The sequence below is a fragment of the Thioclava sp. PTB-PU3-1 genome (genome assembly GCF_055666785.1).
The window spans coordinates 118,970-140,537 of sequence record NZ_JBVNVL010000001.1 but is presented as its reverse complement, the minus strand read 5'-3'; the positions used below and the strand labels follow the sequence as shown (position 1 = coordinate 140,537).

Sequence of the window (21,568 nt, the reverse complement as noted above, 5' to 3'; positions counted from 1 at the left end):
GGAACTCTTTACGCCACTCGGATCATTCCGCGGCCATCGCCTGAGCCTGATTGCCCAGCGTGAAGTCGAAGCGCAGAACCAGATCGGTGTCCGAACCTTCGGGCGCCTTCTCGAACTTGCCGATCAGGTCCTCTTTCACGGCGAAGACCGAGTCGCTGTCGAGATAGTCGCTATCGGCGTCGTAGATCTGCGAGATCAGCGGGCGGTAGCCCTCGCGCGTGACCATCATGTGGATATGGCCCGGGCGCATGCAGTGGTGGCCCATGTAACGGATCAGCTCGCCCGCGGTCTCGTCGCCGGGGATCGGGTAGGGCACGGGGCGGATCGCAACGAAGGCGTAATGCCCGTTCTCGTCGCTCTCGAAGCGGCCGCGCAGGTTGTATTCGGGCTGATCGGGGTCGTGGTTCTCGTAAAGACCGTTCGGCGCGTCTTCCCAGACGTCGATGATCGCGCCGGGGATCGGGTTGCCCTTGTTGTCGCGGATATGGCCCTCGACATAGACGGTTTCCTGACCCTCGAAGTTCTTCTGAACGGTCGAGGCGCCTTTCGGCATCACCGGAGCGTTCTCGCGGAAGAACGGCCCGAGCACGGTCGAGACCGTCTCGTCGCCCGAGATCGGGTTCGAGAGCATGTCGACGAGAACTTCGACGCCGAGAATGTCGCCCAGAAGGATGAATTCCTGACGCTTGTCCGAGCAAAGCGCACCGGCGCGGCCGAGATAGTCGCAGGCATAAAGGAATTCTTCATGGGTCAGGTTCACGTCTTTGCAGAACCCGTGCAGATGCTTGATCAGGCTTTCCATGATCTCGCGCTGGCGCGGCTCGAGCGTGGCGTGCTGGCCCAGCGAGTCGATGACCACATCGGTCACATTATCCACGGTTACGTTGCGCATAAGTCTCCTCCTCGGATGCGGCGGGCGGCCCTCCTCCGGGCAGCGCCTTCAATTCGATAAGGGGAGATTTGCATGGCGCACGCGGCTTGGGCCAGATGGGTGCGCGGTATCCTGTAATACCTCAAAGGTTCAGTTTGGACGAAGTTCATACCCTAGGCGTTCGGAAATCGTCCGCGCGGCGCCCAGGGCGATATTGCGGAAGGCGCGCGGCTGGACCTCGTGGCGCGAGCGGGGGACCGAGATGACCAGCACCGCGACGGGCTGGGCGATGTGGTCGCGGATCAGCGCCGAGACGCAGATCACATCCGCCTCGTCCTTCGGCGCGCCCGCGTTGAACCCGTCGCGTGCGAGCGCGTCCAGCTCGGCGCGCAGGCGGGTGCGATCCTCCAGCCGCGAACCGGGCCTTGTGTGCCGGTCGAGATATTCGTCGAGCTGGGCCGGGGAGAACTGCGCCAGATGCAGCATCCCCGGCGGGCTGTCATGCAGCGCGATCCAAGACCCCAGCGCCTCGCGCGAGACCCGCAGCGCCTGCGTGCCCTCCAGTGCGTCGAGCACCAGAAGCCGCCCGTGATCGTGCAAGGTCAGGTGCAGCGTCTCGCCATAGTCGCGCCAGAGCGCCGCCAGCACGGGCCGCGCGGCCTCCGTCAGCGCGGAACTATCCTCCAACGCGCGGTTCAGCGTCGCGACCAGCGGACCCAGCCGATAGCGCCCCCGCTCGACCTTTCGCAGCAATCCGATTCGGGCCAGACCATTCACGAGGTCATGCGTGCCGCTCACGGAATTGCCGATCGCGCGTGACAGGTCCGTGACCGAATGCTCCGGCTGAGCGGCGGTGAACTGGCGCAAAAGCTCCCCGACCTTGCGTAATGTCTTCATCTGGACCCTCCCGCGGTGATTTCGGGCCTCAGAATTCCGGTATTGCCGGAAAAAGTCGCGGTATTTGTCGATACCTTTCGGTATCAGCCCGGCTCCGGCACCGTGAAGGGGACAGGTCGGACATGTCTCTCGTTCATCCGACCTGATGGAGGAGGAACCATGAAAGACCAAGTGAAAGACGCCCAGAGCGGCGTCACGACCCCCTATACCGGTGACGAATATCTCGAGAGCCTGCAGGACGCCCGCGAAGTCTATGTCCATGGCGAGCGCGTCAAGGATGTCACCAAGCACCCGGCATTTCGCAACTCGTCGCGCATGGTGGCGCGCTGGTACGACAAGCTCCATGCCGAGAAGGACACGATCGGGCGGCCCACCGATACCGGCTCGGGCGGCTGGACGCACCCGTTCTTCAAGGGCGCGAAGACGAAGGAAGACCTGATCGCAGGCCGCGACGCCATCGCCGAGACGCAGCGCGTCGCCAATGGCTGGATGGGCCGTGCGCCGGACTACAAGGCGGCTTTCCTTGGCACGCTGGGTGCGAATTCCGGCTATTACGGAGAATACGAGCAGAACGCGAAAAACTGGTATGCCAAGTCGCAGGAGCGTCTCGACTACTGGAACCACGCGATCATCAACCCGCCGATCGACCGTCACCTGCCGGCTGAGGAGACCGGCGACGTGTTCATGCAGGTCGAGAAGGAAACCGACGCGGGGATCGTGGTCTCGGGCGCGAAAGTGGTCGCGACTGGCTCGGCGCTGACGCATTACAACTTCATCGGCTATTACGGCGTCCCGATCAAAGACAAGAAGTTCGCGCTGACCTTCACCGCGCCGATGGACAGCCCCGGCGTGAAGCTGATCTCCCGCGCGTCCTACGAGTTGAACGCCGCCGTCATGGGCACGCCTTTCGACTATCCGCTCTCCTCGCGCCTCGATGAGAACGACGCGATCCTCGTTTTCGACAAGGTGCTCGTGCCGTGGGAGAACCTGTTCCTCTATGGCGACATCGAGAAGGTGAACGGCTTCTTCCCGGCGTCCGGCTTCGCGCCGCGCTTCACGCTGCATGGCTGCACCCGTCTGGCGGTGAAGCTCGACTTCATCGCGGGTCTGTTCTCGAAGGCGCTGGATGCGACCGGGGCAGGCGGCTTCCGCGGCCCGCAAACCGCGGTGGGCGAGGTGATCGGCTGGCGCAACCTGTTCTGGGGCCTCAGCGACGCGATGGTCATGAACCCCGACGACTGGGTCGGCACCGATGGCTATCTCGCGCCGAAATCGTCCTCGGCGATGGCGTATCGCGTCTTCGCGCCGATGGCCTATTCCCGGATCAAGGAACTGATCGAGCGCCACGTGGCCTCGGGCCTGATCTACCTGCCGTCCTCGACGCTCGATTTCCAATCGGAAGACGTGCGCCCCTATCTCGACCGCTTCGTGCGCGGCTCGAACGGGATGGTCGCGGTGGACCGGGTGAAACTGCTGAAGCTTCTTTGGGACGCGATCGGCTCGGAATTCGGCGGCCGTCACGAGCTCTACGAGAGCAACTATGCGGGCAATTACGAAGCGATCCGCATGGAGACGATGTTCACCGCTCAGGCCACGGGCGAGCTGGATATGATGCGCGGCCTCGTCGACAATTTCATGAGCGAATACGACCTCGACGGCTGGGTGTCGAAGGACCTCGTGAACCCTTGGGACGTGAACCGCCTCAAGGGCGGCTTCCAGGCCTGAGACTGAAGGGGCTGCGCGGGATGCTCGCGCGGCCCACGACCCCGGGGAAGGAGGAGCCCCATGAGTTTGGATTTCACAGGGATGAAGACGCAGGTGCTGCGCGACGATCAGATCGCGCTGCCCGCGAGCGTCCTCACCATCGGCGCGTTCGACGGCGTCCATCGCGGCCATCAGGCGCTGATCTCGCGCGCCGTGGCCGAGGCGCGGGCGGCAGGCGTGGCGTCGGTCGTCTGGACCTTCGATCCGCCGCCGAAAGTGTTCTTCGGGCGCGCCAAGCAATTGTCGCCGGTGTCGGAGAAACTCGCGCGGATCGCGCGGCTCGGGCCGGATTACATCGTGCTGGCGTCGTTTTGCAAAAGTTACGCGGCGCGCAGCCCGCAGGCCTTTCTGGACGATCTGGCACGGATCAACCCGGCCCGCATCCATGTCGGCGCGGATTTCCGCTTCGGCGCGAAACAGGCGGGTTGCGTGACGACACTGGCTGAGCGCTTCGACGTGACGCTGGCGCCTGCGGTGCTGTGCGAGGGGGGCGAGGTGATCTCGTCCACGCGCATCCGGGGCCTGCGCGCCGAAGGCCGGTCGCGCGAGGCCGTGGCGCTTCAGGGCTCGACCGATGCCGCCGCGCTGATGTCCGGCGCGCTTCTGACACAGGATATGAGATTTGGGGAGGAATTCGATGTCCGGAATTGATCCGCGCGATCTGCGCGACGCTTGCGGCAGTTTCGCAACCGGCGTGACGGTGATTTCGACGCGCACCGAAGATGGCGATCACGGGATGACGGCGAATGCGTTCATGTCGGTTTCGCTCGACCCGCCGCTGATCACCATCTCGCTCGATCACAATTGCAAGCTGCGCGAGAAGGTGCGGGCTTCCGGGCGCTACGCGGTCTCGGTGCTCAATCACGAGATGGAAGGGCTGGCGATGCATTTCGCGGGCCGCCACGATCCGGCGCATAACGACCCCTTCATCGAGCGCGCGGGAATGCCCGTCGTGCCGGGGGCTGCCTGCGTTTTCGTGACCGAGGTCGCGCAGGAGGTGGAGGCGGGCGATCACACGCTCTTCATCGGCAAGGTCGTCGAAATCGAGCGCGATCTGGAGGCCCGGCCGCTTCTGTTTTGCGGTGGCAAGTTCGGCGCGCTGGCGAGCTAGACCAACGCTATTGCGCGAAGATATCGCGCCAGCGTTCGAGGAAGCGCGCGGTTTTCATCGTATCAGTCGCAACCAATAGCGCCGGGCCAAGCGCGATGAGGCGTTGCAGGGCCAGCGTCTCGTCGCTGTCGCTGCCGCCACCGTCGCGCGTGATCGGGTCGATCAGCTTGGTCTTCGCCAGCGCCCTCTGACCCGCTGGCGAGAGCAGGAAATCCAGCAGCTTCGCGGCGGTCGGGTTGGGCTCGCGCCCCGGCAGATAGGCTGCGCGCGACAGAACCAGCGTGTAATCGGCGGGCGCGATGATCCCCAGATCGGGATTGTCGCGCGCGGCCTGCGCCGCATAGGAGCCGAGGATATTATAGGCGATCAGGTAGCGCCCGCCCGCGACGCCATCGATGATCTCGGCCGAGCAGCAGGTGGCGACCGCGCCGGAGCGCGCGAAGGCCTCGGTCAGTGCGCCGAAGGTGCTGGCCTCCTGACTGTCGAGGAAAGCGAACAGGAACCCGAGCCCGGAATCCGCGATGTCATAGGTCGCGACCTTGCCGGTGTAGGGCGATTGCGCGGGCCGCAGCAGGTCCACCAGATCGAAGCGCGTGCGCGGCACATCCTCAGGCGGGACCAGCGCGCGGTTGTAGATCATCACCGCAGGCTCGCGCGAGATGCCCCAGACCTGATCGCGCCAACGCAGGTCCTTCGGCAGCGCCGTGGTCTCGGGCGAGACCCATGTGGCCGCGCAATTGTCGTTTACCAGCTTCACCACATGCTGCACGCCGGAACTGATGACAAGATCGGCCCCGGGTTTGCCGGACGCGCAGTCGGCCTCGGAAATATCGTAGAGGTCGTTCGAGCCCCATTGCTCGAACCGGATCGCGAGGCCGGGCTGGGTGTCGAGAAACGCCTCGATCGCGGGGGCGAGGATGTTGACGTCGGTCGTGGTGCGCAGGGTGATCTTGCGTGCGGGCTGATCCGGGCCGAAGGTGCGGATGGCCTCGGGCTCAGCGGCCGCGACGGCGGAGCTCAGGCCCAGCCAGAGTGTCAGGGACAGGAGCGCGCGGATCATGTGGTTTCCTCGGCCTGGGGCAGGGTGATCGCGATGGTGAAACCTGCCGTATCGCTCTCCATTTCCAGCGTGCCGCCATAGGTTTCCGCAACCGATTGCGCGATGGCGAGGCCCAGCCCGCTGCTCGCACCGCGCCGACGCGTGTCCGAATGCCCCGGCGCGAAACGCTCGCCCAGACGCGCGCGCAGCTCGGGCGTGGGGCCGGGGCCTGCGTCGCGCACCCACAGCCGGGCGCGCCCGTCGCGCAGCTCCGCACCGATGGTGACCGGGGCTTCGCCATGCGACAGCGCATTGCCCAGCAGGTTCTTCGCGGCCTCCGACAGCGAGAGCTCATCGGCCAGCACGGGCACCTCCGCCTCGGCGATCTCCAGCCGGATTTCGCTCCCCGGCGCGAGGGCCGCATGATCGCCTTCCTCGAAGATATCCAAGGCGATGTTGCGCAGATCGACCCGCTCGCGCCGCGCACTGTCGGCGCGGTGGATCACGAGCGCCCGCGACAGCATCTGATCGAGCAGACGGCTCAGCCGCACCGTACCGGAATGCATCTTCGCGACGATCTGGTCGCGCCGGGCGGGATCGTCTTCCTCGGCGGCGAGGTCGGATTGCGCGCGCAGGGCCGCAACGGGCGTGCGCAGCTGATGTGCGGTGTCCGAGATCAGGCTTTTCATCGTGGCGAATTGCCGGTCCAGCCGCCCCATGAACCCGTTCGTCGCCTGCACCATCACATCGACCTCGCGCGGCACGGCGGCGCGGATCGGGGTGAGGTCCTGCGGATCGCGTTCCGAGATGCGATGGGCCAGCCGCTCCAGCGGGCGCAGCGCGCTATGCACGATGATGATCGCGAAGGCGAGCATCGCGATGCCGCCGACCGCCAGCCCGCCAAGCGCGTTTCGGGTGATGCTGAGCGCAAGCTGGGTGCGCGCCCGCAGGGTTTGCCCCACGATCACCTCCACCGTGCCGGAGAACTGGCGTTCCGCGAAGCGGCGCGTGACCCGGATGTAGCGCGCGGGCTCTCCCTTGAAGCGCGCGTCGTAAAGCTCGGAATCCTGTGCGGTCGTGTCAGGGCGGGGCAGGTCTTCATAGCCCGTGAGCACCGCGCCTTTCGGGCCGCTCACCTGATAGGCGATGCGGTCATCGGGGGCGAGGGCCAAGAGCTCGAAGGCCGAGACCGGCAGATCGACGACCGGCGCGCCGTCGCGGATCGAGATCGAGGCGGCGATGTCATTGGCGGCGCCGACCAGCAGCCGGTCGAAAGCGTCGCGCGCCGCCGCGCGCCCATAGGCGAAGGCGGCCAATGCGAGGATCAACCCGCCGACGATCATCAGCCCCGACAGCCCGGTGACAAGCCGCGCGGTCAGCGAGCGCGTGGCGGAAAGGCCGGTTTCGCGGGGGAGAGCGCCGTCAGACATCGCCATCCCGTGCCGCCAGACGATAGCCGCGTCCGCGCAGGGTTTCGATCTCGACCCCGCTGCCGGTCAGCTTCTTGCGCAGCCGCGCGATATAAAGCTCGATCGCATTGTCGCCCGGCACCGCATCGTCGAAGGCGTAGAGCCCCTCGTGCAGCCGATCCTTCGACATCACTTGCCCCGCATTGCGCATCAGAATCCCCAGCAGCGCGAATTCGCGGCCCGTCAGTTTCAGCGCCTGATCCCCGACCGTGGCGCTGCCCGCCGTCGCGTTATAGCGCAGATGGCCAAGCTCCAGATCGGCGGAACGATCCGCCGTCTGCCGTCGCCCGATCGCATGAAGTCTTGCCTCCAACTCACGGTGATCAAAGGGTTTTACGAGATAGTCGTCCGCCCCGAGTTCAAAGGCGGAAATCTTGTCATCGACCGAGAATTGCGCGGTCAGCATCAGCACCGGCATCGTGGCGGCCTGCGCGCGCATCTCGCGCAGAAGGTCCGTGCCGCTGCCATCGGGCAGGTTGATGTCGAGGATCACCGCGTCATAGGCCTGCACCGCCAGAAAATCGCGCGCCTCGCCCACGGAGGCGGCGAGATCGCAGGCCATACCCGAGCGCGCAAGCCGACGTTGCGTGGCCTCGGCCAGCTCCTCGGCATCCTCCACTAGCAAGAGCCGCATTCTTCCTCCCTCATGCGCCTCTGAACCTGTGACAGGTTCGTGACAGGTTCAAGCGGTAAAACCCGGTCCATAGCCCGCTGCGGGAGGCAACGGGCGGACAGTGGAGGATATACCATGGCTTTTAAACTCATGCGCGCGGCGATTGCCGTTGCGGCACTCACCGTTGCGACCGGCGCTTCGGCGCAGGAATGCATTGCGCCCGCGAACCCCGGCGGCGGCTGGGACTTCACCTGCCGTCAGGTCGGCAAAACCATGCAGGATCTGGGCCTCATCGACTCGACCATGCAGGTCGTGAACCTCGCCGGTGGCGGCGGTGGCGTGGCCTTCACCGAAGTGGTCAACAAGCGCAATGACGACGACAACCTGATCGTCGCGGCTTCCTCGGCCACCGCGACCCGTCTGGCGCAAGGCGCCTATCCGGGCAACTCGATGGATCAGGTCCGCTGGGTCGGCTCGATCGGCGCGGATTACGGCGTGATCGCCGTGGCAGCCGACAGCGACATCCAAACGCTTCCGGAACTGCTCGACAAGATCAAGGCCGATCCGAATTCGGTCTCCGTCGCGGGCGGCTCGGCAGTGGGTGGCTGGGATCACCTCAAGGTGCTGATCGCAGCCGACGCCTATGGCATCGACGATGTGCGCAAGGTCAAATACATCGCCTTCGACGGCGGCGGCGAAGCGGTCACCCAGCTTCTGGCGGGTTCGGTTCAGGCCTTCACCGGCGATCTTTCGGAAGCCAAGGGCTTCGTCGACTCCGGCGATATCCGCGTGATCGCGGTGCTGGCGCCCGAGCGTCTGGACGGCGAATTCTCGGAATTCCCGACCGCGAAAGAGCAGGGCGTTGACGCGATCGGCGCGAACTGGCGCGGCTTCTACGCTCCGGGCGGCATGTCCGACGAGGCTTACCAGGCTTGGGTCGACAAGGTCGGCCAGCTCTATGCCTCCGACGAGTGGAAGCAGGTGATGGCGGCCAACGGTCTGGCCCCGCTCGACCTGCAGGGCGCTGAATTCGAGAGCTTCGTGCAGAATTCGGTCCAGCAGATCCAGGATATCTCGCGTCAGATCGGCATCATCAAGTAAGCAAGACAACCCATGTGCGCGGCGGGCTTTCGAGTGCCGCCGCGCCTTCATACCAAGGGAGGGGATCATGAGTGATCGCATCTTCGGCGCCGTCGGCCTGTGCCTTGCGCTGTTCTACGGCTGGGCGACGCTGCAAATCCAAGAAAGTTTCCTGTCGGATGCGGTGGGGCCGAAAACCTTCCCGCTGGTGATCGCGGTGATCCTCGGGCTGGCTTCGCTCGTGATCTTGCTGCGCCCCGATCCCGACCCGGTCTGGCCGAGCCTCGCCCGGCTTGCCGAAATCCTCGCCGCCGTTGTGGTGATGATCCTCTATGCCGAGTTTCTGCCCGTCGTGGGCTTCCTGATCGCGACCGCTTTTGCCAGCGCCTACCTGACATGGCGGCTGGGCACGGGACCGCTGCAATCCGTCGTCGTGGGTGTCGCTACCTCGATCGGTATCTACGTAATTTTCAAGCTGGTTCTGGGCCTCTCGCTCGCCAGCGGCCCCTTCGGCTTCTGAGGTGAAATGATGGACACCTTAATGTCACTCGCAGACGGTTTTCATACCGCTCTGACCTTCGAGAACCTCGCGCTCGCGCTCTTGGGCACGTTCCTCGGCACCATGATGGGCGCTCTGCCCGGCCTCGGGCCCTCCAACGGCGTCGCGATCCTGATCCCGCTTGCCTTCACGCTGGGGCTGGGGGCCACGCCGTCGCTGATCCTTCTGACGAGCGTGTATTACGGGGCGATGTATGGCGGGCGGATCAGTTCGATCCTGCTGAACATTCCGGGCGACGAGCCCGCGATGATGACCTGTCTCGACGGCTATCCGATGGCCAAGAAAGGTCTTGCGGGAGAGGCGCTGTCGCTCTCGGGCATCGCAAGCTTCGTCGGCGCTTTCATCGCCACCTGGGGTCTGATCCTGCTGGCACCGCAGCTGGTGAAATTCGCGCTGCTGTTCGGACCGGCGGAATATTTCGCGCTCTTCGCGCTCGCCTTCGCGACGCTGGGCGGGGTTTCCTCGACCAATCAGGCGAAATCGGCTTTCGCCGCGATGCTGGGCCTCGGCCTGTCGGTGATCGGGGTGGACACGCAGACCGGCGTGCCGCGTCTGACCTTTGGCGAGGTGCACCTCTATGACGGGCTCGATTTCCTCGTCGCCATCGTCGGCCTCTTCGCGCTGTCGGAAGTGTTCATCTTCCTCGAGCACCGCCATGGCTCGGCCACTGGCGCGGGCCACAAGGTCTCGGTCGGGCGCATCACGCCGCCGTGGAAGATGGTGAAAGAGACGACGCCAACCATGCTGCGTTCGTCGCTGCTGGGCTTCGTCGCGGGCGTGCTGCCGGGGGCAGGGGCGTCGCTGGGCTCCTTCATCTCCTACTCGATGGAGAAGAAGCTGGTCGACCGCAAGAACACCTTCGGCACGGGCGATCCGCGCGGTGTGGCCGCTCCTGAGGCAGGCAACAACGCGGCAGCCGGTGGCGCGCTGGTGCCGATGCTGGCGCTTGGCGTGCCGGGCTCGGGGACGACGGCGGTGCTGCTGGCGGTGCTTCTGTCGCTCAACATCACGCCCGGCCCCTTGCTGTTCCAGAACAACCCCGATGTGGTCTGGGGTCTGATCGCGGCGCTCTTCATCGCCAACTTCATGCTGCTCGCGATGAATATCCCGATGGTGGGCATCTTCACCCGCGTGCTGATGATCCCGCCGCGCATCCTGATGCCGATCGTCGCGATGGTGTCCTTCGTGGGAATCTACGGCATCTCCGGCTCCAGCTTCGATCTGCTGGTGATGATCGGCTTCGGTGTGATGGGCTGGCTGCTGCGCAAGCTCGACGTGCCGCTGGTGCCGATCATTCTCGGGACGCTTCTCGGCAACACGATGGAGAACAACCTGCGCCGGGCCGTCACGATCTCGAACGGCGATTACTGGACGCTGGTCGGCAGCCCGCTGGCGATCGGTCTGTGGACCGTGGCGATCGTGGGCTTCATCCTGCCGCTGTTCCTGAGCCGCTTCGTGAAAGCGCGGATGCACGAGCGTGGCGATGACGAGGGTGCGATCTCGGACTGAGACCGCACCCCCTAGCGCAGGCATCACACCTCCCCCGAGGTGCCTGCGCCGGTTCGAAGGAAGGGGCGGCGGTGGTCAACCCGCCGCCCCTTTCTCACCTCCGAGCCTTATTGCGTGGTCCAGCCCCCATCGACGGGGATCGAGGTGCCGGTCACGTTATGCGCAATTGGCGCACAGAGCCACAGCGCGAGCGCCCCGATCTCGGACGGGTCCGAGAGGCGCCGGGTGGGTTGCTTTTCCGCGAGAAGATCCGCGATCCCCGCCGCCCGGTCACCGCCATGCGCCGCCGCGCGTTCCGCGATCTGGGGGCCGAGAATGTCGGTCTCGGTCCAGCCCGGGCAGATGCAGTTCACCGTCACGCCGCCCGCTTCGCGCGTGCCCGCCTGCGCATATTCCAGCGCGGCGACCCGGCTCATGCCGACGAGGCCGAATTTCGAGGCGACATAGGGCGCCTTGTTGGCCGAGGCCACGAGCCCATGCACCGAGGCGATGTTCACGACACGGCCATAACCGCGCTCGGCCATGTCCGGCAGCGCGCGGCGCATCGTGTGGAACGCGCCCGACAGGTTCACCGCGAGAATGGTGTTCCAGATTTCGGGGGTGGCTTCGGCAAGGCTCGCCGTGCGCTGGATGCCTGCATTGTTCACGAGGATGTCCGCGCCGCCCCACGCCTCGACCGCATCCATCATCGCGTCGATCTGCGCCGGATCGGCCATATCGGCGTCGAAGAACTTCACCTCCGGCGCGCCCGCCGCCTCCAGCACCGCTGTCGCCTCGGCGACCTGCGCCGCATCGGCCAGACCGTGCAACGCGATGCGCGCGCCCGCCTCGGCGAGCGATTTTGCGATAGCCAGCCCGATGCCCTGCACCGAACCCGTTACCAGAGCCGTCTTTCCATCCAGTCGCGACATTAGTCCTCCTCCGTCACCATTTTGCGCAGCTCGGTTTTCAGAACCTTGCCGTAATTGTTCTTGGGAAGCTGCGTCACCACGCGATACGCCTTGGGGCGCTTGAACCGCGCGATCTGTTCGCAGCAATGTTGATCGAGGGCGGCGGGGTCGAACTCGGCCCCCGGCGCGGGCGTGACGAAGGCCACGACGCTCTCGCCCCATTCCGGGTCGGGCTTGCCGACCACCGCGACCTCGTGGACGGAAGGGTGCAGGAGCAGCGCCTCCTCGACCTCGCGGGGGTAGATATTCGTGCCGCCCGAGATGATCACGTCCTTCGAGCGGTCCTGCAGCGTGACGAAGCCGTCCGCATCCATCGTGCCCAGATCGCCGGTCCAGAGCCAGCCGTCGCGCAGCGCCTTCGCGCTCGCCTCGGGGTTCTGCCAGTAGCCCGCCATCACCGCCGCGCCGCTCACGAGAATCTCGCCGGTTTCGCCAGCGGGCAGGGCGCGGCCTTCGGGATCGGCGATGCGCACGGAGACCGGGCTATGCGCCAGCCCGACCGAAGCAAGCCGCGCGCGCCAGCGCGGATGGGCCCGGTCCGCCACCAATTTGCGCGAGAGGGCGGTGATCGTCATCGGGCTCTCGCCCTGACCGTAAATCTGCACGAAACGCGGCCCCATCACCTCGACCGCCTCGATGATATCCGCGACATACATCGGCCCGCCGCCATAGACGATCGTCTTGATGCCCTCGCCGGTCTGGCCCGTGGCGCGGGCGCGGTCCACCAGACGGCGGATCATCGTGGGGGCGGCGAACATCGAGACATGTTGCAGCTTCGGCGCGAGATCGAGGATTTCGTCGGCCTCGAACCCGCCCGAACGCGGCACCACATGGCGCGCGCCGCGCATCACATGGACGAAGTTGTAAAGCCCCGCGCCATGCGACATCGGTGCGGCGTAGAGGATCGCGTCCTGCGGTTCGACGCTGTCGACATCCGAGAAATAGCCCAGACACATCGCCTGCACATTGGCCGAGGTGATGCACACGCCCTTGGGCCGCCCGGTCGTGCCGGAGGTGTAGAACAGCCAGACCGTCTCGTTCGCGGCGATTTCGACCGGGGCGGGCATCGGGGCTTGGCGCAGAAGATCGGCATAGGCCGGGCCTTTGAGGTCCACCGTCTCGACGCCCAGATCGGTCCCCGGATCGCCGGTGAAGGCCAGCTTCGCCTCGGACGCCTCGATGATCCATGCGGCCTCGCGCGGGTGCAGCTTGCCGTTGATCGGCACCGCCACCGCGCCTGCGAACCAGATGCCATAGATCGCCTCGAGATATTCGGGGCAGTTCTTGGCGAACAGTGCCACGCGGTCGCCCGGAGCGATCCCACACGCCACCAGCCCAGCCCCGATGCGGGCGGCACGGTCGGCGAATTCCGCATAGGTGGCGCGCAGCTCCTCGCCCTGCAGCAGCGCGGGGGCGTCGGGGGTGCGGACCGCACTGCGGATCAGCCACTCCGCCGGGTTCATGCCGCGCGCTCCGCTTCGAGGATCGAGCAGTAATTCGCGACGCCCGAGCCGCCCATGTTGAAGACGCAGCCCAGCTCCGCGCCGGGCAGTTGCATCTCGCCCGCCTGACCGGTGAGCTGCATCGCAGCCAGCACATGCATCGACACGCCGGTCGCGCCTACGGGATGGCCCTTCGCCTTCAGCCCGCCCGAGAGGTTCACCGGCAGCTTACCGTCGCGCAGTACCAACCCGTCGTCGATGGCCCGCGCACCGGAGCCTTGCGGCACCAGCCCCATCGCCTCGTAGACGAGCAATTCCGCGATGGTGAAACAGTCATGGACCTCCGCGAAGGAGAGATCGTCGACCCGCACGCCCGCCGAAGCATAGGCGCGGCGAAAGGCCTCTGCCGGGCCCTCGAAAGCCAGCAGATCGCGGCGCGACATCGGCAGGTAGTCATTGACTTGCTCGGCGGCGCGGAAACCGATGGAATTGGCGAAATTGCCCGCGCGGTCGTCGGCGACCATGACCAGCGCGGCCGCCCCGTCGGAAATCAGCGAGCAATCGGTCATCCGCAGGGGCGGGGCGATCATTGGGTTCTTGTCGCTCACCGTGTTGCAGAACTCGAACCCCAAATCCTTGCGCATCTGCGCGAGCGGATTGGCGAGCGCGTTGTGGTGGTTCTTCGCCGCGATCCGGGCGAGTGCGGCGGAACGGTCGCCATGCGCTTGATAATAGGCCTGCGCGAAACGCGCGAAAATCTGCGGGAAGGAGACACCCGCTTCCTCCATCTGGTAGGACGCCCCGGCCAGCGCCTCGGTGACGCCTGCGGTGTCCTTCGCAGTCATCTTCTCCGCCCCGATCACGAGCGCGGCCTTCACCCGACCCGAGCGGATCGCATCGCGCGCGGCATAGATCGCAGCCGAGCCCGACGCGCAGGCGTTCTCCACACGGGTCGCGGGCGTGAAGCGCAGCCTGTCGTCGATCCCCAGCGCCAGCGAGCTTGCGAACCCGTCCGGCACCAGCCCGGAATTGAAATGCCCCAGCCAGATGCCGTCGATCTCCGCCGGGTCGATCCCTGCGTGCTCCAGCGCGCCGCCGCCCGCTTCGAGAACCAGATCCTCGAGCGTGCGCCCCTCCAGCTTGCCGAATTTCGTATGGCCCCAGCCGACGATCTTCGCGTCCATGCGGGTCTCCTCCCAATGATCCTCCGTTGCGGGGGAGACTAGCGCAGGGGCGGCACGACCTCTATTCGTAGAACTACGCTATCGGGAGAAGAGGATGGAGCAGGACCTGCTGGACAGCGATGAGATGGCGCTGCTGGCGTTCGAGCATGCGCCGGTCGGGCTGGCGGTCACCCGCGACCGGGTGATCGAGCGGTGCAACGCGCGGTTTTGCGAGAGTTTCGGCTATCGGGAAGACGAGTTGCCGCAGCGCTCGCTCGCGGTGCTTTACCCGTCGCAGGAGGAGTTTCTGCGCATCGGGGAGATCGGGTTGCGGCGGATGCGCGAGACCGGGCGCTATGCCGATGAGCGGATCATGCAACGTCGCGACGGGTCGCTCTTCTGGTGCCGGGTGCGGGGGCAGTCGCTGACGCCCCACGATCCCTTCGCCCGCGCAGTGTGGAGCTTTGCCGATCTGTCGGAATTGCGGCCCGTCGTCGATCTGACCGCGCGCGAGCGGCAGGTGGCGGCCCTTCTGGCCGAGGGGCAGACCAACAAGGAAATTGCGCGGGTGCTGGAGCTGTCTCCGCGCACGGCAGAGGCCCATCGCGCGCGACTGCAGGCGAAACTCGGCGCGCGCAACACCGCCGAACTGGTGGCGCGGCTGACGGGGCTGCCGCTCTAGACGCGTCGCCCCAAGGAAAAAGGGGCGCCGATGCGCCCCTTTCGGTTTGGTCACATAGCAGACCTAAGTCAGGAGTGCGGTTCAGGTTCTGGCTCAGGTGTCGGGCGGTATGGCCGTTCGCTACGCTGCGGGGTGAGCTTGCTCTGGATGATCGCGAGTGCGCTCGACAACGAGGCGGCTTCCTGAGAGCTCGTCGCTTCTTCGGGGAAGACGTATTTGCCGTTCGCGATGCTCTTGGCATCCTCTGCCAGCCGCTCGACCGGGCGCAGCAGCAGCTTGAGGAACACCAGCGTCACGCCGAGCAGGCACAGCGCCGCGGCTGCGACCGTCGCCAGCGTCACCTGCGTCAAAACCGGCAGATCGTTCGAGATGTTGTCGCGGCGTAGAACCGCGAAGACGCGCCAGCCGAAGTTGGGCAGTTTGTTCCAGACGAAATCCGGCGCAAAGGCATAGGTTCCGCCGTCCTTGCCGTCGACAAGGTGGAAGACGCCGGAAGACTTGCTGCGCAGGCTCGCGCTCGAGGTCAGGCTTTTGGGCAGGGGCGTGCTTTCGTGACGGGTGTCGATGACCGTATCGCCGTTGATGTCCTGCACGACCACGTCGATGCCAAGCTCCTTGCTCGCCTCGAACAGGAAGCTGCGCACCCATGCGATCCGCACGCGGTAGACGAGCACGCCGATCTTCTGGCCGTCCGGGCCCTTCACGGGGGTCGAGAGGTTCAGGAAATACTCCATCTTGCCGGTCAGCGCATTGGTGGCCGTCTCGGTGATGGAATCGACCGACGGCACGCGGATGCCATCGCGGAACCACCGCTTGGAGCTGACATTCTTGCCGACATCATAGCCGTTCGAGCCGGAGATGATGGTGCCATCGGGCGCGGCGAAGCCTGCCCAGGCGACCTGACCCCCGGTGCGGGCGACGGCGTCCATGAACTTGTTGATGTCGTCTTTCGACGCGGTGCCGATGCTTCGCGCAACGGCATGCATACTGTCCCATTCGCGCATCAGCGCGGTGTTGAAGCTGAGCGCGATCGCGTCGGAGCCTCTCAGAACCAGCTTGTGTTCAATGGTTGTCTGAAATTCATGGGCCTGATCCGACACGACCTTGGCGACGAAGACGGCCGTCGCTGCCACGACGAGCACCATCGCCAGAGCGGTGCGTAGGAAAATGCCCCCGAGATTATGATGTCGACGAATGGTCATCTTCGCTTCAATCCTACGTTAATTGTAGAAGGGGTCCGATTTAAATCATGGTTACTGAGTAAATACGGCGAGAAAGTGGTGCGGGCCCATTTCAAGGTAAATTTTTTCGCGGACCGGAAGGATGGCTTGCAAAGCGCAAAGCGATGCCAAACACTCGAAGGAACAAGCTCCCGGGGCACGGGGCTGCGAGGGCTCGATCGACGGGTCTTTCCGCAAAAAAACCAAATAGCAGATCGAGGGGCCGTAAAGGTCTCGGGCACAGGCTTACAGGACACGTAAGATGCAAAAGATTCAAGGAGTAAGCGTCGCGATCGCGACCTATCTGGCACTGTCACTGGGGGCGGGCTCGCAAGCCCGCGCGGATGGCACGTTTGTGCAGTTCGACGCGGCGCAGAATACCTCCGACACGGTCTTTTCAATGTCGCGCGGGAAGGTGAGCTTCAGCGCGAATTTCTCTGACTACGATGGCGGATGGTCGACTGGCGCGACCGTGACGCGGGACTTCGCGCTCGAGGGAATCGGCACGCTGAAACTCGGCCCCAGCATCGGGCGCACGCTGGACGATGATAACTGGCGACTCGGCGCGCGCGTGGGGCTGGAGCGGTATACGCCGACCAGCTTCGGGCATGTCTTCATGCTGGCGCAATACAACACGATCGATCAGGACTGGTTTGCGGTGTTTCAGGCCGGGAACCGCTCCGGGCTGGGGCTAGAGCTCTCGGCTGGCGGGAGCGACACCTATTCCGAGCGTACCATCGCGGTGACCCAGAAAATCGACGGCGGGCCGGTCTCGATCCGGGCGGGGTGGCGCGCGTTGGCCAAGGAAGCCTTCGTCGGCATCTCCATCAATACCTATTAATCGCGCGCCCCGCGGGCTCACTCGTCCGAGGAGAATTTCGGCAAGAAACGGCGGTAGATGTCGTGCAGAAGCGCGCTCGGGCGAACATGGCTGACGCCCGGCTCGTCCCCTTCGGCATAGAAGCGCACGAACAGCTCCTCGCGCTGCTCCTCCGTCGGCAGAAGCTGTAGCCGCGCGCCGTCGCGGGTCTTCGCGATGACGTAGCATTCGATCGGGTCGGTGATCTGGTCGATCGTCAGCATCCCGCGAGTCTGTTCCGGCAGGGTCAGGCCGCGCAGGCGCACGGTGTCCATCGTGAACGAGGTCATCCAGACCCAGTATTCCGTGCCGTCGGAGACGAAGGAAATCCGCTCGGGCTTGTCGGCCACATGGATTTCGCGCCGGGGCAGCTCTACGCAGGCACGGCAGGTCGCGGCCAGTAGGAACAGGTTATAGACCGTCCAGAACAGGATCACCCATTTGCCGTCGCCCGCGTCGTAATAGGCGAAGCGATCCCAGACGATCCCGATCAGAAGGCCGCCCAGCGTCAGGAAAAACAGGATCAGGAACGGCATCATGATCCGCCATTGCACGACGACCTTCGACCGATCCCCGCCTTTCGCGGTCACCGAGAACGGGTGGCCATGGGGCCGCAGCAAGCCGGTGAAGGCGGCGCGGGCGATCGGGATCGCGCCGATCAGCTGGCTCACGTCGTTCAGGAGCGGCACGACCATGCCTCGGCTGAGCATGTTCAGTATCATCAGGCTCCACAGGTAATAGACCCCGAAATAGCTCAGCACATCCGCAAGGCCCGCATTCACCACCGTGATGTTGAAATACCAGTAGAGCAGAGGATAGCAGATCGCCGCGATCCGGAAGGGGAAGGTCGTGGTCCAGTAGAAGATCGAGTCGATGACGCTCCACCGGTCGCGCAGGCGTAGATTGCTTTTCGAGAACGGGCCGAGCGAGGATCGTGCGATCTGCATCAGGCCGAGGCACCAGCGGGCGCGCTGGGTGATGTATTCCTTGAGACCTTCGGGTGCGAGGCCTTCGGTCAGCGGCTCGGCCAGATAGACGGTACGCCAGCCTGCGTTCTGCAACGCCAGCGTCAGCATGAAATCCTCGGTCACGCTCTCGGTGTTGAAGCCGCCGATCTCGCGCAGCGCGGTCCAACGACAGACCGAGGAGGTGCCACAGCAAAAGGCGATCCCCCAGCCGTCGCGCGCGGGCTGCATCTGGTCGAAGAAGAAGCGCTGCTCGTCGGGGTAGGAGCTGTCGAGCCGGAAATTGTGCTGGATCGGGTCGGAGTTGAAGAAATGCTGCGGCGTTTGCACGAGGCCCACCTCGGGGTCGTGAAACAGCGCCAGCGTGCGCGAGATGAAGCCGCGATGGGGCACGAAATCCGCATCGAGGATTGCCACGAAATCGGGCTGCACCTCTTCCTCGGCCAGCCGGTCCAGCGCGTGGTTGATATTGCCCGCCTTCTGCCCCTCGTTATCGGGCCGACGCATGTAGCGCACGCCCTTGGTCTCGCAGAAATCGCGCAGCCAGTCGCGGCGGCTGTCGTCGCAGACCATAATCATCTTGTTGCGATGGCGCAGGAATTTCGCGCCCACGATAGTGCGTTCGAGAACGTCGCGATCCTCGTTATAGGTGGCGATCAGGATCGCGACGAGCGGCTCTTTCTCCGTCGGGAGATTGGCGTATTTGTCCGCTTCCTCGCTGCGCAACTTGATCCGCGACAGGACCAGAAAGGCGCTGAGCGAGCCGATCATGGTGAAGACTTCGAGCGCGTAGAGAGACCAGCTTGCCAGTACATCCAGCGTCAGGCCCGGCGGGGCGAGGGTCTCGGTTCCGCGCCACCAGATATAGCGCAGCGCGAGCACCGCGCTGATCCCCAGCAAGACCGCCCGGTGCCAATTGCGCCGCGGTTTGACGAAGCTCGGCAGAATGGCTGTGATACCCACCACGAGGATGAGCTGCATCGCCGCCGAGCCAAGCTCTCCCAGTTGCGGATAGAAGAACATGCCGCCCCGCCCTCAGCGCAGGAAGTCGAGGGGGCGGTGCTCGAAGAACACGCGCCCGGTCCGCCCCACGGGACAGTCGAGGTCGGGATCGGATTTCAGGTCCGGAACGAGAAGCGTCACATCGTAGCGCTCGAGATGTTTCTGGCTCGGCGCGATGGCGAGGTGCTGGTAGACGCGCGCCGCGCCGCTGCCGGCGAGCCGCGCAATCGTCGCGTCGTAGATCTTGTCGCGCGAGGCCAGCTTGAAGGTCGCGGAATCGCCCACCTTGAGGTTGTTGTAGACGCCTTCGCTCACCGAGGCGGTCACCAGCGAGACGTCGCAATCGACGAGCGACATGATGGGGTCGCCCCGCTGCACCGTCACGCCATCCGCCTGCAGGGTTTCCCAGTAAATCCCGTTCGCGGGCGATGTCACCTGGCTCGAGCTCAGTGTGTTCACCCGCGTCTGTTCCTTCGCCCGGCGCGCGTCGAGCGTCTTGACGCGGGCCTCGGCCTCGGTGAGGTCCGCGTCGAGCGAGGCGATCTCCTCGTCGAGAAGCGCGCCGCGCTGTTCGGAGCTCGGGGCGTCGTTATAGCCGTCGCCCAGATAAACGCCGGACTTGGCGGCATCGAGCGCGTTTTCGAGCAGCGCCACGTCCTCGCGCGCCTGCGTCACCGGCCCAGCCTCTGCGGCAGGGGCGGTCTGCGCCACTTTCGTGGCACTCGTCTCCGAGCTTTGCGCATTGGGCTGCAGCCGGTCGAGCCGCGCGCGGGCAAATTTCAGCTTCGTCTCGATCTCGGCGATGCGATGCGTGCGATAGAGCTTGCTGCGCGCGCTATAGGCCTCGCGTTGCGTGCGTTTGGCGGCGAGGTCGCTTTTGATCCGCGCGACATTCGCCTCGGCATTCGCCAGCTCCATTCGCAAATCTTCGAGCCGCGTCGTGTCTGAGAGGATATCATCGACGGTGGCCAGCCGCTCGCCCTTGTCGACATGGGCGCCGAGCGGTCGTTTCGGCATCGAGAGTTTACCGGCGGTGCTGCTGCGCACCGTGACCACGGGCGCATTGACGACGGCATCGGCGCTCACGCCCGACATCTGCTCTCCGACGATCACCCAAAGCGCGCCCGCGACTAAAACGATACCGATGACAGGGCGAAAAGTTTTCAATTTGGGCTCCTCGAAATTGCTCGTATCTGGGCGGCGGGGCCAACAGGTTTAACAACCTATAAACGTAACGTAATTGCAAGATACAACCGGAGGCGATTGGCCGAATATTTGCTTTGTGATGCGAAGCGGCACTGGCGGCGCGGGCCTTGTGCACTCCGTCGATAACGCGAAGGAAACGCGCGCGTCCATGATACACTCCTCCACTTCAGGAGGAGGATTCACGATGACCGACTCAGCCAATGCGCGCCGCTTGACAGCGGCCGATTTCGACCAGGAACTTCTCGATCTCTACGATTACTATGTCCATGGCAAGATCTCGAAACGGGAATTTCTCGATCGGGCGGGGAAATGGGCGGTGGGCGGCGTGACCGCGCTGGCGATCCTCGGGGCGCTTGCCCCCGATTATGCGCTGGCTCAGCAGGTGGCCGAGGACGATCCCGACATTCTGGGCGAAGACATCACCTATCCGAGCCCGAACGGCACCGGCGAGATCACCGCCTATCTGGTGCGCCCGACGCAGATCGACCCGGACAATCCGCCCGCGGCTATCCTCGTCGTGCATGAGAACCGCGGCCTGAACCCCTATATCCGCGACGTGGTGCGCAGGCTGGCCAAGGCGGGCTTCGTGGCGATGGGCCCCGATGGGCTGTCCTCGCTCGGCGGATATCCGGGCAATGACGACGAGGGACGCACGATGCAGCGCAGCCTCGATCAGGGCGCGCTGCTCAACGATTTCTTCGCCGGGTTCGAGTATCTCCAGACACTCGACGGCACGAATGGCAAGGTCGGCGCGACCGGGTTCTGCTATGGCGGGGGCGTGGTGAACAAGCTCGCCGTCGCCTATCCCGAGATGGGCGCGGGCGTGCCGTTCTACGGGGCTGCGCCAGACAGCGCGCAAGTCGCGATGATTGAGGCGCCGCTGATGATCCAGCTGGCAGCGCTCGACCAGCGGATCAATGCGATGTGGCCGGAGTATCAAAAGGCGCTCGAGGAAAACGACAAGCGCTACGAGGCCTATATCTATCCGGGCGTGAACCACGGGTTCCACAACGACACGACGCCGCGCTACGACGAGGCCGCCGCCAAGCTGGCCGAGGAACGCATGATCGCGTGGTTCCGGACCTATCTCGCCGGGTGATCTGGCGCGCTCGCGACCTGCCGGGGGTGCGCTCCGATTTGGCGCGTGCTACGCCTCTCGCAAGATCC

20 protein-coding genes are annotated in these 21,568 nt (G+C 65.0%); 9 read left to right on the top strand and 11 right to left on the bottom strand.

Translation table 11 applies throughout. The features are described from left to right. Positions 1 to 22 precede the first annotated feature (22 nt). Both ACZ7GB_RS00685 and ACZ7GB_RS00680 read right to left on the bottom strand, forming a co-directional pair. Positions 23 to 892, bottom strand: a complete 870-nt coding sequence (locus tag ACZ7GB_RS00685; RefSeq protein ID WP_472157229.1) for a dioxygenase family protein — start codon at positions 890 to 892, stop codon at positions 23 to 25. 129 nt (positions 893 to 1,021) lie between these two features. Next, complete coding sequence (locus ACZ7GB_RS00680; protein ID WP_472157227.1) at positions 1,022 to 1,768, bottom strand: IclR family transcriptional regulator; 747 nt, start codon at positions 1,766 to 1,768, stop codon at positions 1,022 to 1,024. Positions 1,769 to 1,927: 159 nt separating this feature from the next. Between ACZ7GB_RS00680 and ACZ7GB_RS00675 the strand changes: the two genes are divergently transcribed. The 3 genes from ACZ7GB_RS00675 to ACZ7GB_RS00665 are packed head-to-tail and all read left to right on the top strand — an operon-like array spanning position 1,928 to position 4,643. Next, positions 1,928 to 3,493 (top strand): 4-hydroxyphenylacetate 3-hydroxylase N-terminal domain-containing protein, encoded by a 1,566-nt coding sequence (locus ACZ7GB_RS00675; protein WP_078519236.1) that lies wholly within the window; start codon positions 1,928 to 1,930, stop codon positions 3,491 to 3,493. Positions 3,494 to 3,553: 60 nt separating this feature from the next. After that, positions 3,554 to 4,183, top strand: a complete 630-nt coding sequence (locus tag ACZ7GB_RS00670; RefSeq protein ID WP_472157225.1) for an FAD synthetase — start codon at positions 3,554 to 3,556, stop codon at positions 4,181 to 4,183. After that, positions 4,170 to 4,643 carry a flavin reductase family protein gene (locus ACZ7GB_RS00665; RefSeq protein ID WP_078519234.1) on the top strand — a complete coding sequence of 158 codons (474 nt, stop codon included), beginning with the start codon at positions 4,170 to 4,172 and terminating at the stop codon, positions 4,641 to 4,643. The genes ACZ7GB_RS00670 and ACZ7GB_RS00665 overlap by 14 nt, the downstream gene beginning before the upstream one ends. A gap of 7 nt (positions 4,644 to 4,650) precedes the next feature. Here ACZ7GB_RS00665 and ACZ7GB_RS00660 read toward each other — a convergent pair whose 3' ends face one another. From ACZ7GB_RS00660 to ACZ7GB_RS00650, 3 genes are read right to left on the bottom strand one after another with little or no spacing between them, the layout of a single operon-like run. Continuing rightward, entirely contained in the window at positions 4,651 to 5,703 is a 1,053-nt protein-coding gene (locus ACZ7GB_RS00660; RefSeq protein WP_347429529.1) for an ABC transporter substrate-binding protein, read from the bottom strand. Further along, positions 5,700 to 7,112, bottom strand: coding sequence for a sensor histidine kinase (locus ACZ7GB_RS00655; protein WP_472157223.1), 1,413 nt, complete (start codon positions 7,110 to 7,112; stop codon positions 5,700 to 5,702). Before ACZ7GB_RS00655 ends, ACZ7GB_RS00660 begins: the two co-directional genes overlap by 4 nt. Further along, a complete protein-coding gene (locus ACZ7GB_RS00650) occupies positions 7,105 to 7,785 on the bottom strand; it encodes a response regulator transcription factor (RefSeq protein ID WP_472157221.1) in 681 nt (226 codons plus the stop codon). The genes ACZ7GB_RS00655 and ACZ7GB_RS00650 overlap by 8 nt, the downstream gene beginning before the upstream one ends. A 114-nt stretch (positions 7,786 to 7,899) precedes the next feature. On the opposite strand from ACZ7GB_RS00650, the gene ACZ7GB_RS00645 reads away from it, so the two are divergent. The 3 genes from ACZ7GB_RS00645 (at position 7,900) to ACZ7GB_RS00635 (ending at position 10,912) form a co-directional block, all read left to right on the top strand. After that, a complete protein-coding gene (locus tag ACZ7GB_RS00645) occupies positions 7,900 to 8,865 on the top strand; it encodes a Bug family tripartite tricarboxylate transporter substrate binding protein (RefSeq protein WP_472157219.1) in 966 nt (321 codons plus the stop codon). A 67-nt stretch (positions 8,866 to 8,932) separates the two neighbouring features. Continuing rightward, positions 8,933 to 9,364 (top strand): tripartite tricarboxylate transporter TctB family protein, encoded by a 432-nt coding sequence (locus ACZ7GB_RS00640; RefSeq protein WP_078599173.1) that lies wholly within the window; start codon positions 8,933 to 8,935, stop codon positions 9,362 to 9,364. Between the two features lie 9 nt (positions 9,365 to 9,373). Continuing rightward, positions 9,374 to 10,912 carry a tripartite tricarboxylate transporter permease gene (locus tag ACZ7GB_RS00635; protein WP_472157896.1) on the top strand — a complete coding sequence of 513 codons (1,539 nt, stop codon included), beginning with the start codon at positions 9,374 to 9,376 and terminating at the stop codon, positions 10,910 to 10,912. Between the two features lie 107 nt (positions 10,913 to 11,019). On the opposite strand, the gene ACZ7GB_RS00630 is transcribed toward ACZ7GB_RS00635, so the two are convergent. Genes ACZ7GB_RS00630 through ACZ7GB_RS00620 form a run of 3 tightly spaced genes read right to left on the bottom strand, consistent with a single transcriptional unit; the run spans position 11,020 to position 14,488 of the window. Further along, the gene (locus ACZ7GB_RS00630; RefSeq protein WP_472157217.1) at positions 11,020 to 11,823 is read right to left on the bottom strand and encodes a 3-hydroxybutyrate dehydrogenase; all 804 of its coding nucleotides are present in this window, start codon (positions 11,821 to 11,823) and stop codon (positions 11,020 to 11,022) included. Continuing rightward, positions 11,823 to 13,325 (bottom strand): class I adenylate-forming enzyme family protein, encoded by a 1,503-nt coding sequence (locus ACZ7GB_RS00625; RefSeq protein ID WP_472157215.1) that lies wholly within the window; start codon positions 13,323 to 13,325, stop codon positions 11,823 to 11,825. The genes ACZ7GB_RS00630 and ACZ7GB_RS00625 overlap by 1 nt, the downstream gene beginning before the upstream one ends. Continuing rightward, a complete protein-coding gene (locus ACZ7GB_RS00620) occupies positions 13,322 to 14,488 on the bottom strand; it encodes an acetyl-CoA acetyltransferase (RefSeq protein WP_078603675.1) in 1,167 nt (388 codons plus the stop codon). The genes ACZ7GB_RS00625 and ACZ7GB_RS00620 overlap by 4 nt, the downstream gene beginning before the upstream one ends. A gap of 94 nt (positions 14,489 to 14,582) precedes the next feature. Here ACZ7GB_RS00620 and ACZ7GB_RS00615 point away from each other — a divergent pair, with 94 nt between their 5' ends. After that, positions 14,583 to 15,149 (top strand): PAS and helix-turn-helix domain-containing protein, encoded by a 567-nt coding sequence (locus ACZ7GB_RS00615; protein ID WP_232621740.1) that lies wholly within the window; start codon positions 14,583 to 14,585, stop codon positions 15,147 to 15,149. Positions 15,150 to 15,217: 68 nt separating this feature from the next. Here ACZ7GB_RS00615 and ACZ7GB_RS00610 read toward each other — a convergent pair whose 3' ends face one another. After that, complete coding sequence (locus ACZ7GB_RS00610; protein ID WP_472157212.1) at positions 15,218 to 16,351, bottom strand: cache domain-containing protein; 1,134 nt, start codon at positions 16,349 to 16,351, stop codon at positions 15,218 to 15,220. 280 nt (positions 16,352 to 16,631) lie between these two features. Between ACZ7GB_RS00610 and ACZ7GB_RS00605 the strand changes: the two genes are divergently transcribed. Continuing rightward, the gene (locus ACZ7GB_RS00605; RefSeq protein ID WP_472157210.1) at positions 16,632 to 17,210 is read left to right on the top strand and encodes a hypothetical protein; all 579 of its coding nucleotides are present in this window, start codon (positions 16,632 to 16,634) and stop codon (positions 17,208 to 17,210) included. A gap of 17 nt (positions 17,211 to 17,227) precedes the next feature. Here the strand turns inward: ACZ7GB_RS00605 and ACZ7GB_RS00600 are convergent, their stop codons facing one another. Then, a complete protein-coding gene (locus ACZ7GB_RS00600; RefSeq protein WP_472157208.1) occupies positions 17,228 to 19,216 on the bottom strand; it encodes a glycosyltransferase family 2 protein in 1,989 nt (662 codons plus the stop codon). Positions 19,217 to 19,228: 12 nt separating this feature from the next. Further along, positions 19,229 to 20,362, bottom strand: a complete 1,134-nt coding sequence (locus tag ACZ7GB_RS00595) for an HlyD family secretion protein (protein ID WP_472157206.1) — start codon at positions 20,360 to 20,362, stop codon at positions 19,229 to 19,231. 223 nt (positions 20,363 to 20,585) lie between these two features. On the opposite strand from ACZ7GB_RS00595, the gene yghX reads away from it, so the two are divergent. Then, a complete protein-coding gene (gene yghX / locus ACZ7GB_RS00590; protein ID WP_472157205.1) occupies positions 20,586 to 21,500 on the top strand; it encodes a YghX family hydrolase in 915 nt (304 codons plus the stop codon). The last annotated feature ends 68 nt before the right edge of the window (positions 21,501 to 21,568 follow it).

Excerpts from the sequence above, each read along its gene's own strand:
- ACZ7GB_RS00680 (WP_472157227.1), bottom strand. The coding sequence starts at position 1,768 with ATGAAGACATTACGCAAGGTCGGGGAGCTTTTGCGCCAGTTCACCGCC.
- ACZ7GB_RS00625 (WP_472157215.1), bottom strand. The coding sequence starts at position 13,325 with ATGAACCCGGCGGAGTGGCTGATCCGCAGTGCGGTCCGCACCCCCGAC.
- ACZ7GB_RS00660 (WP_347429529.1), bottom strand. The coding sequence starts at position 5,703 with ATGATCCGCGCGCTCCTGTCCCTGACACTCTGGCTGGGCCTGAGCTCC.
- ACZ7GB_RS00645 (WP_472157219.1), top strand. The coding sequence starts at position 7,900 with ATGGCTTTTAAACTCATGCGCGCGGCGATTGCCGTTGCGGCACTCACC.
- ACZ7GB_RS00615 (WP_232621740.1), top strand. The coding sequence starts at position 14,583 with ATGGAGCAGGACCTGCTGGACAGCGATGAGATGGCGCTGCTGGCGTTC.
- ACZ7GB_RS00640 (WP_078599173.1), top strand. The coding sequence starts at position 8,933 with ATGAGTGATCGCATCTTCGGCGCCGTCGGCCTGTGCCTTGCGCTGTTC.
- ACZ7GB_RS00655 (WP_472157223.1), bottom strand. The coding sequence starts at position 7,112 with ATGTCTGACGGCGCTCTCCCCCGCGAAACCGGCCTTTCCGCCACGCGC.
- ACZ7GB_RS00600 (WP_472157208.1), bottom strand. The coding sequence starts at position 19,216 with ATGTTCTTCTATCCGCAACTGGGAGAGCTTGGCTCGGCGGCGATGCAG.
- ACZ7GB_RS00605 (WP_472157210.1), top strand. The coding sequence starts at position 16,632 with ATGCAAAAGATTCAAGGAGTAAGCGTCGCGATCGCGACCTATCTGGCA.
- ACZ7GB_RS00685 (WP_472157229.1), bottom strand. The coding sequence starts at position 892 with ATGCGCAACGTAACCGTGGATAATGTGACCGATGTGGTCATCGACTCG.
- ACZ7GB_RS00675 (WP_078519236.1), top strand. The coding sequence starts at position 1,928 with ATGAAAGACCAAGTGAAAGACGCCCAGAGCGGCGTCACGACCCCCTAT.
- ACZ7GB_RS00630 (WP_472157217.1), bottom strand. The coding sequence starts at position 11,823 with ATGTCGCGACTGGATGGAAAGACGGCTCTGGTAACGGGTTCGGTGCAG.
- ACZ7GB_RS00620 (WP_078603675.1), bottom strand. The coding sequence starts at position 14,488 with ATGGACGCGAAGATCGTCGGCTGGGGCCATACGAAATTCGGCAAGCTG.
- ACZ7GB_RS00665 (WP_078519234.1), top strand. The coding sequence starts at position 4,170 with ATGTCCGGAATTGATCCGCGCGATCTGCGCGACGCTTGCGGCAGTTTC.
- ACZ7GB_RS00635 (WP_472157896.1), top strand. The coding sequence starts at position 9,374 with ATGGACACCTTAATGTCACTCGCAGACGGTTTTCATACCGCTCTGACC.
- yghX (WP_472157205.1), top strand. The coding sequence starts at position 20,586 with ATGACCGACTCAGCCAATGCGCGCCGCTTGACAGCGGCCGATTTCGAC.
- ACZ7GB_RS00610 (WP_472157212.1), bottom strand. The coding sequence starts at position 16,351 with ATGACCATTCGTCGACATCATAATCTCGGGGGCATTTTCCTACGCACC.
- ACZ7GB_RS00670 (WP_472157225.1), top strand. The coding sequence starts at position 3,554 with ATGAGTTTGGATTTCACAGGGATGAAGACGCAGGTGCTGCGCGACGAT.
- ACZ7GB_RS00650 (WP_472157221.1), bottom strand. The coding sequence starts at position 7,785 with ATGCGGCTCTTGCTAGTGGAGGATGCCGAGGAGCTGGCCGAGGCCACG.